Annotated in this window: 9 protein-coding genes; all 9 read left to right on the top strand. The window is 50.0% G+C overall.

Translation table 11 applies throughout. The features are described from left to right. The first annotated feature begins 38 nt into the window (after positions 1 to 38). Positions 39 to 968, top strand: coding sequence for a histone deacetylase family protein (locus Q394_RS0104745; protein WP_028488260.1), 930 nt, complete (start codon positions 39 to 41; stop codon positions 966 to 968). A 253-nt stretch (positions 969 to 1,221) separates the two neighbouring features. After that, a complete protein-coding gene (locus tag Q394_RS0104740; protein WP_028488259.1) occupies positions 1,222 to 2,502 on the top strand; it encodes a CoB--CoM heterodisulfide reductase iron-sulfur subunit A family protein in 1,281 nt (426 codons plus the stop codon). Between the two features lies 1 nt (position 2,503). Continuing rightward, complete coding sequence (locus Q394_RS0104735) at positions 2,504 to 4,720, top strand: hydrogenase iron-sulfur subunit (protein WP_028488258.1); 2,217 nt, start codon at positions 2,504 to 2,506, stop codon at positions 4,718 to 4,720. Between the two features lie 13 nt (positions 4,721 to 4,733). Continuing rightward, the gene (locus tag Q394_RS0104730; protein WP_051542808.1) at positions 4,734 to 5,369 is read left to right on the top strand and encodes a 4Fe-4S dicluster domain-containing protein; all 636 of its coding nucleotides are present in this window, start codon (positions 4,734 to 4,736) and stop codon (positions 5,367 to 5,369) included. 18 nt (positions 5,370 to 5,387) lie between these two features. Further along, a complete protein-coding gene (locus Q394_RS0104725) occupies positions 5,388 to 6,287 on the top strand; it encodes a CoB--CoM heterodisulfide reductase iron-sulfur subunit B family protein (protein WP_028488256.1) in 900 nt (299 codons plus the stop codon). Between the two features lie 164 nt (positions 6,288 to 6,451). Next, positions 6,452 to 6,958: a DUF11 domain-containing protein gene (locus tag Q394_RS0104720; protein WP_028488255.1), complete on the top strand. Its 507-nt coding sequence runs from the start codon at positions 6,452 to 6,454 to the stop codon at positions 6,956 to 6,958. Positions 6,959 to 7,038: 80 nt separating this feature from the next. Next, positions 7,039 to 10,050: a beta strand repeat-containing protein gene (locus Q394_RS0104715; protein ID WP_028488254.1), complete on the top strand. Its 3,012-nt coding sequence runs from the start codon at positions 7,039 to 7,041 to the stop codon at positions 10,048 to 10,050. 106 nt (positions 10,051 to 10,156) lie between these two features. Beyond that, the gene (locus Q394_RS0104710; RefSeq protein WP_169735878.1) at positions 10,157 to 16,150 is read left to right on the top strand and encodes a YfaZ family outer membrane protein; all 5,994 of its coding nucleotides are present in this window, start codon (positions 10,157 to 10,159) and stop codon (positions 16,148 to 16,150) included. 32 nt (positions 16,151 to 16,182) lie between these two features. Next, positions 16,183 to 18,825, top strand: a complete 2,643-nt coding sequence (locus tag Q394_RS0104705) for a hypothetical protein (protein ID WP_028488252.1) — start codon at positions 16,183 to 16,185, stop codon at positions 18,823 to 18,825. The last annotated feature ends 165 nt before the right edge of the window (positions 18,826 to 18,990 follow it).

Here is an 18,990-nt window from a genome sequence, read left to right as displayed (position 1 = left end):
AATGCAACATATTCTACGCTCATTTACGTGAAAAAAACATGACCGTTGCCGTAATTACACATTCTCACTGCCATTTGCATGATAATGGCTCACCGTACCATCCCGAATGCGCGGAGCGTTTGGATGCCATTAACAACCGTATGATCATGTCGGGTGTGGACTGGATTTCGCGCCATTATGACTCCCATTGTGCGGAACGTGAACACTTGGTGCGGGTGCATGATGCCGAATACGTGGACCGCGTGTTCGCCAGCGTACCCACCGAAGGTTTCGCGATGCTAGATGGTGATACTGGGTTGAACCCGCATTCGCTGGATGCAGCGCTGCACGCCGCCGGGGCTGCCATCATGGCGGTGGATTTGGTGATGGCGGGCAGTCACAAACACACGTTTTGTGCCATTCGCCCACCGGGTCATCACGCCGGACGCAGCCAAGCAGCAGGCTTCTGCATCTTCAACAATGTGGCGGTTGGCGCGGCTCATGCTATGGAAGTCTACGGGATAGAGCGCGTCGTCATCATTGACTTCGACGTACACCACGGCGACGGCACTGAAGAAATTTTCAGCGGTAACGATAAAGTTATGTTCTGCTCATCGTTCCAGCACCCCTTCTACCCGCACAGCGGGGCTGATACCGACGTACCCAATATTTTCAACCTGCCTCTGCCAGCCGGAACCGGCGGTGCGGCGTGGCGTGAAGCCATTGAAACCCATTGGCTGCCCGCCATGCGCGACTTCAAACCAGAACTGGTGATGATTTCTGCCGGGTTTGATTCCCACCTCGAAGATGACATGGGTAACTTCAATCTAGTCGAACGCGACTACATTTGGATCACCAAAGAGCTTTGTCAGATTGCCAAGGAATTTGCGGGTGGGCGGCTGGTTTCCTGTCTGGAGGGTGGTTATGAATTATCACCGTTAGGGCGTAGTGTGACTGCACATATCAAAGAATTGGCAGAATTTCACTAAGACGCCAAATAAGAATGTGAGAATATAACGAATAATTGATATTTATCATCTTTGCGTATTTTGATAAATATTTTTGATTTGCAAATCAATAAAAGCGCATACCCCGATTAGGGTACACGCTGGAATGTGGCGCATAAAATATAGTATCCTGCCAGCCACTTAAGGAAGATGCCCACCCGATTCGGACATGTTTGGCTAGTAATGGGCGCTTCGCACAGGATTCCACAATACTGTCTTTGACGGAGGAGCCTCAATGACGGATGTCGTTGCAACCAACCAGACCATTATCGTCGTCGGTGGCGGTATCAGCGGGATGACCGCTGCACTCGAAGCTACCGAAACGGGTAAGCAGGTCATCCTGCTGGAAAAACGCCCCTACTTGGGTGGACGTGTTTCCCAACTTTACAAATACTTCCCTAAAATGTGTCACCCGACCTGCGGACAGGAAATCAACCAGCGCCGTATCAAGATGAACCAGAACCTCACGGTGCTGACACAGGCCGAAGTGGCTAATATCAGCGGCAACACCGGCGACTACACGGTTTCCGTGACCCTGACCCCGCGTTATGTCAACAACCACTGCACCGCGTGCGGTGAATGTGCCAAGGCTGCCACCACGGAATTCGACGACGAATTCAATTACAACATGGGCAAGCGCAAAGGCGTGTACCTGCCTAATGCGATGGCTTTCCCGCAGCATTACGTCATTGACCAGCGCCTCATTGGCACGGCAGAAGCCGACGCTGCCAAAGCTGCCTGCAAATACGGTGCGATCGACCTTGACCAGCAAGTGGAAACCCTCGACCTGAAAGCAGGCGCGGTGATTTTCGCGACTGGCTGGAAACCTTACGACGCCAACAAGATTCAGCCTTACGGTTACGACCGTTTCGCCAATGTCATTACCAACGTCGAATTTGAACGCCTGATGGACCCACACGGCCCCACTGGCGGCAAATTGCTGCGCCCTTCTGACGGCAAGGAAGCGAAAAACGTTGCCTTCATCCAGTGCGCGGGTTCGCGTGACAAAAACCATCTGGCACATTGCTCACGCATTTGCTGCATGGCTTCCCTCAAGCAAACCAACTACGTGCAGGAAAAGTTTGGCGACGACGGCAAGTCCACCATCTATTACATCGACATGCGGGCGATTGACCGTTTTGACGATTTCTACCAGAAGGTGCAAGACAACCCGAATGTCAGCTTCATCAAGTCCAAAGTGGCGAAGGTCGAAGAAGACAAAGCCTCTGGCAACCCGGTGTTGCACGGCGTGGATACCGAAGGCTACAAGCGTTACGCCAACCAGCACGACTTGGTGGTGTTGGCGACGGGCATGGAACCCAGCGTGGACTTCAAAGGTTTCCCGGTCAAAATCATGGTCAATGATGAAGGCTTCATCGAACAGGACGACAGCAACGGCGGCATTTTTGCCGCAGGCGTTGCTTCCGATGCACTGGACGTAAACCGCGCTGTGCAACATGCCACAGCCGCCGCGTTGCGTGCCGTGCAAGTCGTCAATCAGGTAGCAGGAGCATAAGATGAAAATTGGTGGTTATCTGTGTACGGGTTGCGGTATCGGCGACCGTCTTGACACCAAATCCCTCGAAACCGTCGCGGTACGCGAAGGCCGTATTGGTTTCTGCAAAACCCACGACTTCCTGTGCAGTCAGGCAGGCGTGGACATGATCAAAGCCGACATGGCAGCGGAAGGCGACGAAAAAGTTACCAAAGCAGTCATCATGGCCTGTTCGCGCCGGGCGAAAACCGAAAGCTTCCATTTTGGTGCAACCCCGGTTGCCCGCGTTAACTTGCGTGAAGGTGTTATCTGGATTCGCCCGGAAGGCAGCGAACACGACGAAACCACGCAGGAAATGGCTGCCGACTACATCCGCATGGGTTGCGCTGAAGCCAAGGCGATGCAGCAGGCCGACGCCAGTGGCGAGCAAAGCAAAAACAACCACATCATGGTGGTGGGCGGTGGTATGACGGGTATGACGGCGGCTTTGGAAGCCTCCAAAGCCGGTTACTACGCCAGCATCATCGAAAAAGCCGACCATCTCGGCGGGGTCATGGGGCAACTCAAGCAGCGTCAACCCGAACGCTCCCCTTACCAGAACCCGCAAGACACGGGCGTTGCCGCACTGATTGCAGCGGTGGAAGCGGATGACAAAATCACCGTTTACCTGAATTCCACCATTGCCAAAACCGCTGGTGCGCCAGGGCGTTTTGAAGTGGACATTGCCTCCACTGTCGGCACGGGCACTCATGCCGAATTTGGCGCGATTGTGCAAGCCACCGGCTTCACCCCTTACGACGCTAACAAGCTGCCCGAATTCAGCTACGGCAAAACCCCGAACGTGGTCACCCAGCTTGAACTGGAAGCGCTGGCATTAGCCGCAGGCGATGGCCCAATCAAACGGGCGGACGGCAAAATCGTCGAAAACGTGGTATTCGTACAGTGTGCCGGGCAACGCAGCCAGAAAGAAGGGCATTTGTCCTATTGTTCTGGTCATTGCTGCGCCACCAGCATCAAACAGGCGATGTATTTCAAGGACACTAACCCTGAAATCGAAACCACCGTGCTGTTTGATGACATCCGCACACCGGGTGCAGGCGGCGAAAACTTCTACCGCAGTGCGCAAGACAAATTCGTTACCTTCCGCAAAGGCAAAGTCTCGACAGTTGATGTCAAAGGCAACGACCTGCAAGTCAACTTCAAGGATTTGATCCTCGATGAAGACGCGCACATGGATGCTGATCTGGTGGTCTTGGCAACGGGTATGCTGCCCAATTCCGGCACTGACATCGACACCATGAAAGACAAGGATGCAAGCGGCGAAATCAAGGTTCCCGTTACTTCCATCCTCAACCTCAACTACCGCCAAGGGCCAGACGTACCGCATCTGGTGAATGGTTTCGCTGACTCGCATTTCATCTGCTTCCCGTATGAAACGCGCCGCACCGGCATTTATACCGCAGGCCCGGTACGTCGCCCGATGGACGCAGGCCAAGCACAAACCGACGCGATGGGCGCGGTGATGAAAGCCATTCAAGCGATTGAAAACTCCGCGAGTGGTCGTGCTGCGCACCCGCGTTCTGGCGACTTGAGCTTCCCGACGTTCCGTAAGGAAGGCTGTACCCAGTGCAAACGCTGCACCGTGGAATGCCCGTTTGGCGCGATCGACGAAGACGAAAAAGGCTACCCCAAGTACAACGAAGCCCGCTGCCGCCGTTGTGGTACGTGCATGGGCGCTTGCCCGGTACAGGTTATCTCCTTCAAGAACTACTCCATTGAAACCGTCGGGGCGCAGCTCAAGGCCGTTGATGTACCGGACGAGTTCCAAGAAAAGCCACGTATTCTGGTACTGGCCTGCGAAAACGATGCTTACCCGGCACTCGACATGGCTGCCATGAAGCGCAACGAATCCAGCGCCTTCATCCGCGTCATCCCGGTACGCTGCCTCGGCTCCACCAACACCATCTGGATCAAGGATGCGTTAGGCAGTGGTTACGACGGCGTGGTCATGATGGGCTGCAAAAAAGGCGCAGACTATCAGTGCCATTTTGTGAAGGGCTCGGAAATGGCGCATGTTAGGATGGAGAAGATCGGCGACACCCTGTCCACCATGAACCTCGAATCCGAACGGGTGGCGGTACATGAAGTGGCGATTACCGACATTGACCGCGCACCGAAGCTGCTGGATGAGATGGTTGAAGTGATTAACCGTGTCGGCCTCAGCCCGTTCAAGTTCTAAGGAGGATGCTGGAATGACTACTGCTGTCAATCAAGCGATGGTTGAAAAATACAAAGGCAACTTTCTCAAGGAAGTGACGGATAACGTCGAGGAAGGTAGCTGGGTCAAAATGTGTATGCAATGTGGCGTCTGCTCCGGTTCGTGCCCGCTGGGGCCGCACTGGGATCACCCGCCGCAAGAGCTGTTCATGATGATCCGCGCCAACAAGCGTGAGGAAGTACTGTCATCCACCTCGATGTGGATGTGTACGTCCTGCTACAACTGTGTGGCACGTTGCCCGCGCGGCTTACCCATTACGCACATCATGCACGGCCTCGCGCACTATTCCAAACGTATGGGTATGAAGCCGAAACATCAGCCAACTGAACAATTCGGGCAGATGTTCTGGGACAACCTGACCAAGAAAGGCCGTGTCAACGAGCTGAAACTGGGTTTGGGTCTGTACTTCAAAGACGGTTTTGCTGAAGGCGTGAAAGTCTCCATGGGCAAACAAAAGCTCGGCCTGAACATGATGAAAGCCAAGCGTATGTCCCCCATGGAAATGCTCGGTGGTCACGGTGTCAAAGATCTTTCCGGTTTCCACGCGATGCTGAAAAAGGCTGAAGAGCTAGAAGCGGCACGGGTCGGCGAAAATACTGACGCGAAATGAGGAGGATGAGGTAACACAATGGCTAAACACGAATATTCTTACTATCCCGGCTGTTCTTCACAGAAGGGGGCATCTTCCTCCAACTTGGAAAAGTCGGTCGAAACCCTGTGCGAAGAGCTCGACATCAAGCTTAACCCGATTCCCGACTGGAACTGCTGCGGCGCTTCCATCGGTTACGCGGGCGGCGGTGAATTGCCCCGCATGACGCTTTCTGCCCGTAACCTGGCGTTGTCTGAAAAGCATCACCCGGATCAGGACGTGGTAGCCACTTGTGCGGCTTGCTGGCTCAACACCCGCGAAGTGCAAGAACGCTTAAACCACAACCCTACCCTGAAAGCTGAAACCAATATTGCGCTGCAATCGGTCAAGCTGGAATACAAGGGCAACAAGAAAGTCCGCCACATGGTGGAAGTGCTGATCGAAGACATCGGCTACGACGTGCTGGGTTCTAAGGTCAAGAAGCCGCTGGAAGGTCTGAAAATCGCCGGTTATGTCGGCTGCCAAACCAACCGCCCCTTCGGTATCGACGGCGAATCGTTTGAAAACCCGATGTACCTCGACAAGATGGTCGAAACCCTCGGCGCGGAAGCCCTTACCAAGTACGACAAAAAAGTCGCTTGCTGTAGCGGTGCGCTGATGTTCTCCGAGCCGGAAAAAGGTCAGGCACTGGTCAAAGACATTATCGAGTCGGCTTACGACAGCGGCGCGAACATGATCGTGACACCTTGCCCACTGTGCCAAGCCAACGTGGAAATCTATCAGGATGACATCAACGCGCGTTACAAGACCAAGTTCGATATGCCGGTCATGTACTACAGCCAGTTGATGGACGTAGCCTTTGGACGTTCCGCACTGGATGCGGCACTCAATGGCAATATCATCCAGTCCAAGAGATTGCGTGAGATTGCTGACAAGTAGTTTCGAGCAAAAAACACACAACATTAAAAGGATGCTTAGGCATCCTTTTTTTTGCATATTAGACAAACGACTAGTGACATGACAGCTCATCGGCTTATTGTTGCCGTAGATGAAATTCGTTATCACAATACACCTGTCAATAAAAACAAAAAGGATTAGGGCAAATGTTTAACTATAAAAAATTATCATCAATCATTTTGGCAACTTCAGTTGTTCTGGGTGGCGTAGCAATGGCTAATGCTAAACCAGCGGAGTCACCACTAAAAAGTACCATGACAGCAGCTGTGATTAGCCTTGACAGCAATGGCAAAGAAAAGTCTCAACCGGCTAAAGAAGTCGAACCCGGTCAGACGGTTCAATACACGCTGACTTACAAAAATGTCAGTGATAAGCCATTGAAAGGTATTGCGGTTACTGGCCCGATTCCTTCTGCAACAGATTACATCGAAAAATCTGCTGTGGCAGGTGTGAAAGCTAATTTCAAAGTCAGTATTGATAACGGCGCAACGTTTGAATCTGAACCCGTCAAGCGCGTCATTACCGATGCAAAGGGTAAAAAAGTTACCCAAATTATTCCTCCTAGTGAATACACACATGTTCGCTGGTTCTTGGATAACCCGTTGAAGGCAGGTGAAACACAAACATTTACCTATCGCTCACTGGTCAATTAAGTCACAAAACCATAACCCCCAACAATAACTAAGATAAGCCAAATAATATTTGGCTTCATTAAAAATAGAGAGTCATTATAATGAAAAAATTACCCATCAATAAATTGGCCAGTGCATGTGCGACGGCCTTATTGACTAGTGGATTACTCTTGCATGTATCCCCTGTCATGGCTGCTACCGCAGCAGGCACACAAATCAAAAACTTGGCTACCGTGACTTATGAAGATGCCAGCGGCAACACTTACAGCGCACAATCCAATGAAGCCATTATTACCGTCAAGCAGATCTATTCTGCCGAAATCGGTTCAGATACCACCAAAACCGCCGCTGCGGGTCAGGTCGTTTATTCACAACACACCCTGACCAACACCGGTAACGGTGAAGATACTTATACGTTTACCGCAACGAATGCAGCTGGCGATAACCTAGAGGCAGCAAGTGCCCTGAAGGTTTACATCGATAGCAATGGCAACGGCTTAGTGGATGCGGGCGAACTAGAAGCAACCACGCTGACATTGACCGCAGGCCAAAAAGTTGAATTGGTCATGGCAGTTGCCGTTCCCAACACAGCTAAGGCGAACGACACCCTGGGTGCAATCCTGACAGCAACATCCATCAATGGCACTGTCAAAGATATTACCGATACCGCAGGTGGCCGTGACGCAAATGCAGTTCCGGGTACCAACCATACTTGGATTACCGTTTCCACTGATGCGGTGCTGAACTATACCAAATCAGCGGTTTTAGACACATCAGACCCTGCACTGCACAAAATCACCTACACCTTGACCGTCAGCAACACGGGTAATGCAACAGCGACCAATGTCGAACTCTACGATGCTATCCCAACAGATATGGCCTTTGTTACAAGCTCCATTACAAAGTCTGGTTTAATCACGGCTAATGGCGATATCGAGCCTGTATACAGTACTACTCTAAATGAAACCACCATCGGCATCGACTTGAATAAAAATAACGCAGTTGATACTGCGGTAAATGGTATCTATGCCAAGGATGCATCCCTTGTTTCAGGTGCCACCATCAGCATGAGCTTTACGGCTAGCTACGTTCCAACTGCGTTCAATAACAACACTATTGCGGGTTCAGCAGGCGATATCATTACCAATACCGCATTCCTGACAGCTAACCCTGGCGGCACAGGTGGTTCAGTCACTGTTCCATCCAACCCAACCAAGACCGTCATCCCACAACTCTTTGGGGTCAATTCTACCGATACGGGTGACAATACTAATGACGCCGTCAATAACGGTAAAGATGACAACACAGCGGATGATGTGCAGTTAGTGAATAGCGCACCGTCTGGTTCAACCGTGTTGTTTAATGTCAAGGTGACCAACCAAGGCACCGGCCGTGATACCTTTGAACTGGGCACAAGCTCCAGCTCCTTCCCAAGTGGCACAGTATTCACTTTCTGGAATGCGGATGGCACCGTACAGTTGGTTGATACCAATGGTAAGGGCAGCTTGGATACGGGCATGTTGGAAGTGGGCGCAACCACCACCATTATGGTTAAAGCGCAACTGCCAGCAGGTGCAACCACAGGCGGTTCTGTAACCGTTACAGCAACGTCTGCTGGTGACCCTGCTGCAACGCCAAAAGCAAATACCACCACATTGCAACTGCTTTCTGTGACTGCACCGGGCGTGGATCTGTATGATAACTCAGCAAAAGCTGGTTCATCCGCTAATGAAGATGCACTGGGTGCTAGCCCTTATACCATCAATAATGCTGCTTCTGATGCAGGTAGTCGTTTAGCATTGGAAGGCGTTGTCGGTGGCACCGTTAATATTCCACTCAACATTGATAACGGTTCTGGTTCGGCGGATTCTTTCCAACTGAGCGTAGGTAGTGTATGGAATGACACCACCAAAACGATGGGGGCACTGCCCACTGGTTGGAGTGCATTGTTCTATAAAGCGGACAGCAGTGGTAACCCAACGGGTAGCCCAATTACCAGCACAAGCTTGTTGCCAGCCATGTCAACCGGTAATAAATATGTCGCGGTTGTCACGATTCCGAATAACCCTGCTTACGCACCGGCTGACTACTTTGCCGACAATAATGGCGATGGCGTAGCAGAACGTATGCTGGCTAACGGTGATACTGATGGTGATCAACCGATCTTCATCCGCATCAAGTCTGACCTCAGCGGCGCAAACGACATCATGCTTGATGCGATTGATGTAGCGTCTTTGCCACAAGTAACCTTGACTCCACCGGGTAACAACCAAATCCAACCAGGCGGCTCTGTTGATTACAGCAACACACTGGAAAATAGCGGTAATACAGCTGAAACACTGGAACTCACCGCGACTAACAAATTGAGCGCTAACAACTGGGGCAACACTGTCAAAGTTTCAGTTGATACCGATGGTAATGGCACGCCTGATGCCACTAAAACCCTATCGGAACTGGTTGATGGTGACAAGATTGCTGGTGTAGACAAAGAAGGGAAAACCGTCTGGATTCCAGTAACAGGCACAGCTGATGGTAAACCAGATGTCACCTTACAACCGGGTGAAAAGATTGACCTGACCCCGACTGTGTACGCACCCAGCAATGCAGCGCCGGGCACAACGGACGTATTGACAATCACAGCTACCAATAAAGGCACAGGCCCCAATGCTACTGTCAACGATGCCAGTTCCGTGGTTCTGGGTCAGGTACGTCTGCAAAAAACCGTCGCCTATGACCAACTATGCGATGGCACTGCTGATAGTTCGTTCGCAGCCAACCTAACGGATAAAGTAGCACCGGGTGAATGTGCCATCTGGCAGATTCAGGCAGAAAACCAAGGTGATGCATTGGCCAAAAACGTTGTCATCCGCGATACAGTTCCTGCTTATTCCAACTATAAGTTGGAAAGTATGAAATATAGCTTGGGTAATGATCCATTTACTAATCTAAGCGATAGTGTTGTAGATACGGGTGAAATCGACATCAGTGGCGGTGTCACCGGCAATGCGATTTCTTTCTATGTTGGCGCATCAGCAGCTCCGGCAACCAAGAAAGGCGGCGACTTGGAACCTGGTAACAAGGCCACCGTGCAATTCTCCACCAAGGTTCAGTAATAACTTAACCTGACATGCAACCCCGTATAGGTATCAGCCTATACGGGGGATGCTGCGCAATGCCGCACATATACGTTATAAAAATAATAAGGTTAGCGAGGCTCCTATGGCACGCCTATTTGGTGTTTTCTTATTGATTGTACTGAGTAATTGGTTCACTCTCTCCGCCCATGCTGCGACAGCGGTAGGGACGCGTATTACCAACCAAGCCGAAGCAAGCTATTTCGACACCGCTAGCGGCACAGTCATTACCATACTGTCAAACTATGCCAACTTAGTCGTCGCTGCCCGCCCAGCACATCAACAAAGCCAAGATAACCAACAGTTCTCAACCGCTGGCCAAGTTGTTTACTTTCCTCACTTGATTACCAATACAGGTAACGTCATAGACTCCTATGTCTTATCTACCACGAATCAAACCGGGGACAATGGAGACTTGGAGAGCATCCATATTTATCTGGACCTGAACTCAGATGGTCAAGCCAATGCAGGTGAACCAGAAATCACTGAAACAAGCCTATTACAACCAGGCGAACAAATTCATGTCGTAGTCGCTGCGACCGTACCCAATCAAGCGGCTGAAAATAACCAATATGTCATCACACTGACATCAACATCCCAAAAGAATACGGCAACCAGCCAGAAAAATATTGATACCACGAGTATTCGTCAAGGTGCCATTATTCGCCTCAGCCATATTACAGATCCAAACTGTAGCGTTTCATTAAGCTCTGCTAGACGCGTTTATAACGAAGTCGGCTTTAATAATACCGGCAATGCTAATCCTGTAGAACGAGCAGTAGTCGTGGATGGAATAGCCTTACACGGCGTATTAATTGAAGCCAATTTGTCAGAATATTTTAACCTAGTACCGGGCGGAGACTTTTTTGCGGCTCCCTCTCAAGCCATGCCGGTTGTCTCATTAGGCGGCAGCACTTGGATCAGTTACGCACAATGGGACGGTGTTAGCAAAGTTGAGAAAGTAGCCGTACTCATCCCAGCCATAAACTTAAAACCCCAACAAAGTGGTAAATTTGGTTACACCACGCAAGTAACCAAGCAACCGACAGGCGCTTACACCAATAACAGCTATGCATCCATGGATGAGAATGGGGATGGCACCAATGAATTCAAAAGTAATGATAGCTGCAATATCATCAAGCCCATCACCGTACCGGAAACACGTGGTACAGCGGGCAGTGTCAATGGTATTGTCTTTGACTCAGCTAACCTTAATTATATTAAAGGCGCAACCGTCAGCATTATAGAAGTCACCACCGGTAAAGTACTAGGTACTACCGTATCCGATGAAAGTGGCAGCTATCAGTTAAACAATATCAGCTCTGGCCAGTATTACCTACAGATTACGCCACCAGAAAAATACACAGCGCCCTCAATTAATGCACCGATTAATTTCCCGAGCAAAAATGTCAGTCAGCCATCTTATGGCCAATTCGGCTTTGCCCAAACAACGGGCACCAGTGGCATCTTCACCTTAGATGCCACAGTCGTCGGTATGAATATTGATATCCCGCTAGACCGCCAAGGCGTCACAGGGCAATTAACCATTGAGAAAACAGCCTCCAAAACCACCGTAGCTATCGGTGACTTATTATCTTACACCGTCAAAGTGCGTAATGTATCTGGGGAAGATCTTTATGCTGCTTATATCGAAGACCAATTACCACGGGGTTTCCGCTATTTATCAGGAACAGCCAAAAGTAACGATACTACCCTGACAGACCCACAACTCATTCCTGGGAATGCGCCTAATGGGGCGAAACTTGCATTCCGTTTAGGCGACTTAAAAAAGGATGCCGAAGTCAGCCTAACGTATATTTTACAAGTCACCGCTGCTGCCGTGAGCAGTAATGGTATTAACACCGCCTACGCTCATGCCGATACCCTGACAGATTTATTAATTACCTCACCAACGGTTAAAGCCCAAGTAACGGTAAAACAAGAAGGTGTCTTATCTGACCGTGCCATCCTCTTTGGGCGCTTAGCCGTAGAACCTGGCTGCCCGATTGGCGACAATAAAGACCGCCAGGAAAATGGTTGGCCATTAGCTAATGTGCGTCTATACATGGAAGATGGCACCTACGTCCTAACAGATGCAGAAGGCCAATTCAGCCTGTATGGTCTTCAAGCTGGCGTACATGTATTGAAAGTCGATCATCACACCGTTCCAGAAGGTGTCGTCTTTAAAATCACGGGCGCAGATAATGCGGGTGACCCAGACAGTCGCTTTGTTGACTTAATCCCCGGTGATTTCGATCGTGCTGACTTTGTTGCAGCGTGTCCTGAAGCGATTAAAACCGAACAAGTTTGTAGCGAACAAATGCTGGATGAAAAAGGCAAAGAATGGACAACCCGTCGCCTACCCGACATTATTCCAGCGCTGCATTTTGATTCAGGAAAAGCCGATATTAAACCGGAATACCTAGCTAAACTGGCTCAACTCATCGAACTGACTAAAGATAAGCAAAATGTACGCTTAGGCTTTGTTGGTCATACCGATAATGAGCGGCTAAAACCAGCCACAAAGAAAAAATATAAAGATAATGACGGCTTATCAAAAGCACGCGCATTGGAAGTTGCAGAATACGTCCTTAAAAATCTCGGCAAAGATCTGGATGTCACCGTTGATGGCAAAGGTGAGTCTGACCCTATTGCTGATAACGCCACCCCAGAAGGTATGGCGCAAAATCGTCGTGTCGACGTGGTACTGATCTATGATGAACCAGTAGAAAAACACGCACAAACATTACGTACCGAATGCAAAGGTGGCTTTGAAAATGTTGTCGCAAACCGCATTCTTGCTCGCAGTAAAGCAGTTGATCAGGGTTGGTACAACGAAATGGACAGCCTTGACCCCGGTAATATCAACAGCCTCGGCAACCTTGCTCGCCAAGCCGAAGCAGCTCAAGATGGCGACATTTCTAATGGCCTGATGCAGATTTACCAAGAAAAAGTCAAAGAACAACAGCAAACTCAAGCACAAGTCACGGCGGATAATCAAGCCGAACAAGAAGCCAGTATGCCTTTGGCTAAAGAGACGGTAAAAAACATTACCACCGAACAAGCTAAAGCAGGCCAATGGCTGTGGCCACTGACGGATGTTAGCTTGGATGGACGCTTCATGGTGGTTGTACCTGCTGACCTAACACCGACGATGACCGTTAATGGCAAGCCAGTAACCGATGCACAACTGGGTGAGCAAATCGTCAATAAACAGCAGCAAGCACAATTAATGGCATGGTATGGCGTAGAACTGAGTGACGGCGAAAATGAAATCAAGGTGACGGCCAAGGATAACTTTGGTAATGACCGCGTATTAGCCAGCAAAACCTTTAAGCGCCCCTCCGCCGCAATAGCCGTCAAATTAAGTGTCGACACAGCCCTAACCGCAGACGGTGGACGCACTAGTGTTCCAGTCAAAATCCAAGTATTGGATGTGAATGGCTACCCCGCTAAAGGTTCATATTTCCTGACCATGGAAACCAGTGAAGGCGCTTGGGTTGAAGCCGATATCCAAGACAAAATCCCAGGGCATCAAGTGAAGGTTACCAACGGTGAACGCATTATCCACTTAAGCAGTGGTCGAAAAACTGGGCAAGTCAAGATCCGAGCTTCTACAGGTACACTGCAAAGCGAAACAGATGTCAGCCAAATTGCAGAAATGCGCCCGCTGATTGCCGTAGGTTTACTGGATATTCGTGCGCATCAAGGTTACGGGGATGATTACGCCAATGTCTCACTCGAACAACTCAGTGAAACCGACTCAGCCACCGGCGTAGATGGACGCACCGCCATTTTCATGAAAGGCAAAGTCAAAGGCGACATGCACCTCACCTTGTCTTACGACAACCAGAAAGACCCGACGGCCGAACTCTTACGTGATATTGACCCAGAGGCCTATTACGAAATTTACGGTGACTCATCCGTGCGCGGCTATGAAGCCCAAAGCCGCAGCAACCTGTATATCAAGCTGGAAAAAGAACGCCATAGCATGATGTGGGGTGATTACGTCACGGATAACAACGGCAGCAATGCAGATCTGGCGAAAACACAACGCACACTAACCGGCGCTAATGCAATCTACGACGATGGAAAGACCCGTGTACAAGCCTTTGCAGCACGCCAAGACAACCCACGTGCTTCGGAAGAAATTGCGGGTAATGGCACCTCGATGCAATATCAGATCAAAGGTGTTCCACTGGTTCTCAACTCCGAAATCATCGAGATTGTAACCCGTGACAAAGCCAACTCTGGTTTATTACTCAAGGTAGAGAAACTGGTACGCTTCACTGACTACACGATTGATGAAGTAACCGGGTACATCACCTTCCATACCACCGTACCAACGCTGGATTCAGATGGTAACCCGGTCAGCATCCGCATTTCCTATGACAAAGATGTACCAACCGAAACCTATACCGTAGCGGGTGTGCGGGCTGAACACAAAGTCACCGACAACCTCACGGTTGGCGTCAGCCACACCGAAGACGGTGCTCCTGTTGATGGCTCAACCATCAGTGGCGCTTACGGTCAGTACAAAGATGCAAGCTTACAAATAGAAGCGGGTGTTGCCCAAATGGAACACAAAGACGGTACAGCTGATGGCACAGCAGAACGCCTACAGATCAGCCAACAATGGGCTAATAACAGTCGTACTGAACTCACCGCTGCACAGGCTGATGCTGGGTTTACTAACACCAGTGGCGGCATACAAGCTGATCGTCGTGAACTGAAATTAACGCACGAACAAAAGATCACAGCGGACACCAGCGCCAAAATTGAAGCGGTGGACAGCCAAGCACTGAGTACAGAGTCAAAACGCACCTCATTGGAACTGAGTGCTTCTACCCAACTTGATGATTGGAAAGTAAAACTTGGCCTCCGTAACATTACGCAGTCCGATGAAACCACCAAGGAAAACATCAACACGGCGTTGGTTGGCATCGAACGCACCATAGAGTTGTTCGGCAAAAAGGGCAGCATTAAAGCTGAACACGAACATGAACTGGGCGACACTGGTCGTCAACGGACTACGCTGGGTGCGGAATTAGAAATTGCTGAAAAAACCAAAGGCTATGTACGCTATGAAAATGCAGACAGATTAGCCAGTGGTACTTTAGCAGGCGCAGTAGACACCCAACACAACGTGGTGGCCGGTATCAAAACGGATATATTGCCGTCCACTCAGCTTTATTCTGAATACCGGATCGAAGGCGACATCAGCGGACAAGATGCTGTTGCCGTCAACGGTGCTAAAGCAACCTTGAACCTGAAAGAAAATCTGACATTGACACCTAGTCTTGAGGTCATGACTTACTTGCCAGGTTCCACCAAGGAAGACAGTGTGGCGGCATCCGTCACGTTACGCGATACCCGCGAAAAAGATTCCCGCAAAATGCTGAATCTGGAAACGCGCCTCAGCGATAGTGAAAAATACTATGGGCTGAATGGTTCTTATGTAACACGCTTGAATGACAATGTGAGCGGCATGGTCGGCAATGAATTACGCGTCACTGAGCATGATACTGGAGATACGACCGTACAAAATACCTTATCGTTAAATGCCGCTTATCGGCCAAAAGGCGGCGGCCCTTACAATGCGCTGTATTCTTACAAATGGGAGAAAGATAGCGCTAGCGATGAAAATACACACATTCTGTCCACACACCAACATTATCGTGTAGGCAAAAAGACAGATCTCTCCGCGCATGTCGGTGCTAAACAGCAGCGTTTGACAGAAAATGAGAGTACGCACACCTCCAATGCTCTCCTTGGCACCCTCCAAGCAGAAACAGAAGTGACCGATCGCCTTAGTGTAGAAGGCCATGCGGGTACACTCATGACGGGTGATAGCGACAAGCAATATCATGCTGGGGCAGGCATATATTACAACGTCATCGACAATATGCGTGTAGGCGCTGGTTATAACGTTGCTGGTGTTAACGACAGCGACCTTGATCCCGATGGTTCTTTCAACCAAGGCGCTTATGTGGGCTTACAACTTAAAGTCGATGAAGACATGTTTAAGTGGATGACGCCACGCGAAGGGGAAATTAGCGCCAACCAGAAGAACAAATAAATAAACAGATAATAAAAATCAGGGCATAACAAATGAAAAAACCAGCGTTCACCCAATTTCTTCACGGCAATGCAACGCCTTTGTTGTGCCTAGTACTGTGTATTACCCTATCACCTATCGCCGGGTGGGCGGCAACAGCCGCCAATACCCTAATCAAAAACCAGGCCAGCGCCACCTTTAAAGATGACGCAGGCACTGTTTATAGCGTGACCTCCAATATGGTGGAAACGCTGGTGCAACAAGCTGCTGGCTTAGAGCTTGAGCAAACACAAAGCAAGCTAGCCAGTCCCGGCGGTACGGTGGAATTTACACACGTTGTCACCAATACGGGTAATGGCGATGACAGTTACACCTTGGCATTCACGCAGAGTACAGGCGATAACTTTGATTTCAGTACTGTCAGCTTCTACGCCGATAAGAACCAGGATGGACAAGCCGACACCCCTTCCACCCCAATAACCAAAACCCCCTTACTGAAAGCTGGGGAGAGTTTTGCTTTTGTTGCGATTGCAGGCGTACCAGCAAGCGCTGTCAGTGGCAACAATGGGGCGCTAAATGTCGTTGCCAGCAGTACCTTTGCCACAGCAACACAAAAAACCAATACGGACACGGCCAACATTACCAACAAAGCGATTTTGGATGTTACCAAGGCTATCAGTGCCAATTCGGGTAAAGCGGGTAGTGGAACCTATACCGTGACCTTGCACTACCGCAATACCAGCCAAGTCGATGCCAGCAATGTGACCTTGATCGATGCTTTACCCAGCGGCATGGTCTACGTGCCTAACAGCGGACGCTGGAGCGAATCAGGCGTTACGGTATTGACCGACAGCAACACCGCCGATACACAAGGTAGCAGCGCAACAGTACGTTACTGTGCGTATGACAACAGTTGTACGGGCATCCCCGAAGCCAATAATGATGCTGATAGCAGCACCACCAATCAGGTAACAGGCATCATCAGTCAAGTGGCTGCTGGCGCCAGCGGGGAGCTGCGTTTCAATGTTAGCATCGCGGCTGGCTTGCCCGTCTCCGTATTGGTCAATACTGGCGAATACGAATTTAATGACAGCAGCGCCACCACCGCACGTTTTAACACCAATAAAGTGCGTTTTGAAGTAGTGCAAGAGGCCGGTGTGGTAACCAATGGCAGTAGCACTAGCCATGTGGATTTGACAAATGAACCCATCACAGTAACGGGAACGGTACAAAATGGCACTGCCCTATTCCATGATTTTGTGTGGAACACCGGTAACGGCGCAGATAGTTTCGACATTACCTTGACGGGTAGCAACTTCCCGACAGGCACTGTTTTCATGTTGTATCAGGCAGATGGGCAAACCCCTTTACTGGACACCAATGATAACGGCATTCCTGACACAGGCACAAAGGCCGCTGGTAGTGTCACTCAAGTGGTGATCAAAGCCTCATTGCCTGCTAGTGCAACGAGTGGCAGTTATGAGGTAGCCTTGAAAGCCACCTCGTTTTTGGATGATTCGAAAACCAATTCGGCACTTAACCAATTAAGTGGAATAAGTGTAGGTTCAGTTGACTTGACCAATAATGCCGCATTGGGGCAAACCGGGGTACTCGGCGCAGGTGCTGGACCTGAGTCAGCAGCCGTAACAACACGTAATACCCTACCGGGCAGCAGCACGCGCTTTATTTTATTCATTAATAATCTTAGCAGTGCAGCAGATAACTACGATTTGAAAGCCAGTACCGATAGTACTTTTGCTAACGTGAGTGTACCAACGGGTTGGTCAGTGCGCTTTGTCGACACAGCGGGAAATGCGATCACGAATAGTGGAGCTATTGCCGCTGGTGCTAGCAAGGAATTCTTTGCAGAAGTCAGTGTGCCTGCCAATGCAAGCACCGGCGTAACGGACTTGTATTTTCAGGTAGCGTCACCTGTTACGGGTGTGAAAGACATCAAACACGATGCCTTAACCGTAGGTGAGGTGGTGGATGTGGTGCTATTCCCAGATAACAGTGGGCAGGTATTACCCGGTGGTTCAATTGTGTATTCGCACTGGCTGGTGAACCAGGGCAATGTGGCCAAGACCAGCCTGAGCTTGGCGACACAAGGGGACTCGGCTGGCTGGCAATCGTTGTTCTATGTGGATACGGATGGCAGTGGCACATTAACCGGCGCCGATCAGCGCTTAAATACGATTCCCTCGCTGGCAGCAGGCGGTAGTAAGCTTATCTTTGTAAAGGTGTTGGCGGCGGCGAACTTACAAATGGGTGCGAGCAATGTCACGACACTCATGGCGACATGGGATGGCGGTGCATCCAGCACATTTGCACTGGATGTGACGTCCACTAACAATTCCACCGTCAACATCCGTAAGGAGCAGGCATTGGATACGAACTGTGATGGCACACCCGAAACAGCATTCAGTACCAGTGCTTATCCGGCAGAACCTCGTCAGTGTGTGCTGTACCAGTTGACCGCTACCAATACTGGGGCAGTCGCGGTCTTAAATGTGCGGATTCAGGATGCAACACCGGCTTACACTAGCTTCATTACAGCAGGTGGTTTGCCAACCCTGACGCAGGGGGCTTTAGTCGCCCCTATTACCAGTGGGGCGCGTGGCAGGATTATAGGAGCCATGGGGACATTAGAGGCTGGTTATAGTGCTACGCTGATGTTCGGCATTAAAATCGAATAATTTAATCAACAAAATAAAGATAAATTGGGGTGGTTTGTGTTGAAACGTACTAATTATTATTTTACTAATAGATGGCTTCATCGATTATTACTAGTTATGGCTCTCACACTTTGTGCAAACCAATCACTTTTTGCGGCACAGGTAGGCTTACTGAACTCAACCAGT

The organism is Thiothrix lacustris DSM 21227 (assembly GCF_000621325.1).
Lineage (GTDB): Bacteria > Pseudomonadota > Gammaproteobacteria > Thiotrichales > Thiotrichaceae > Thiothrix > Thiothrix lacustris.
The sequence above is the reverse complement of the archived record's forward strand: the minus strand, read 5'-3'. Positions and strand labels throughout refer to the sequence as shown.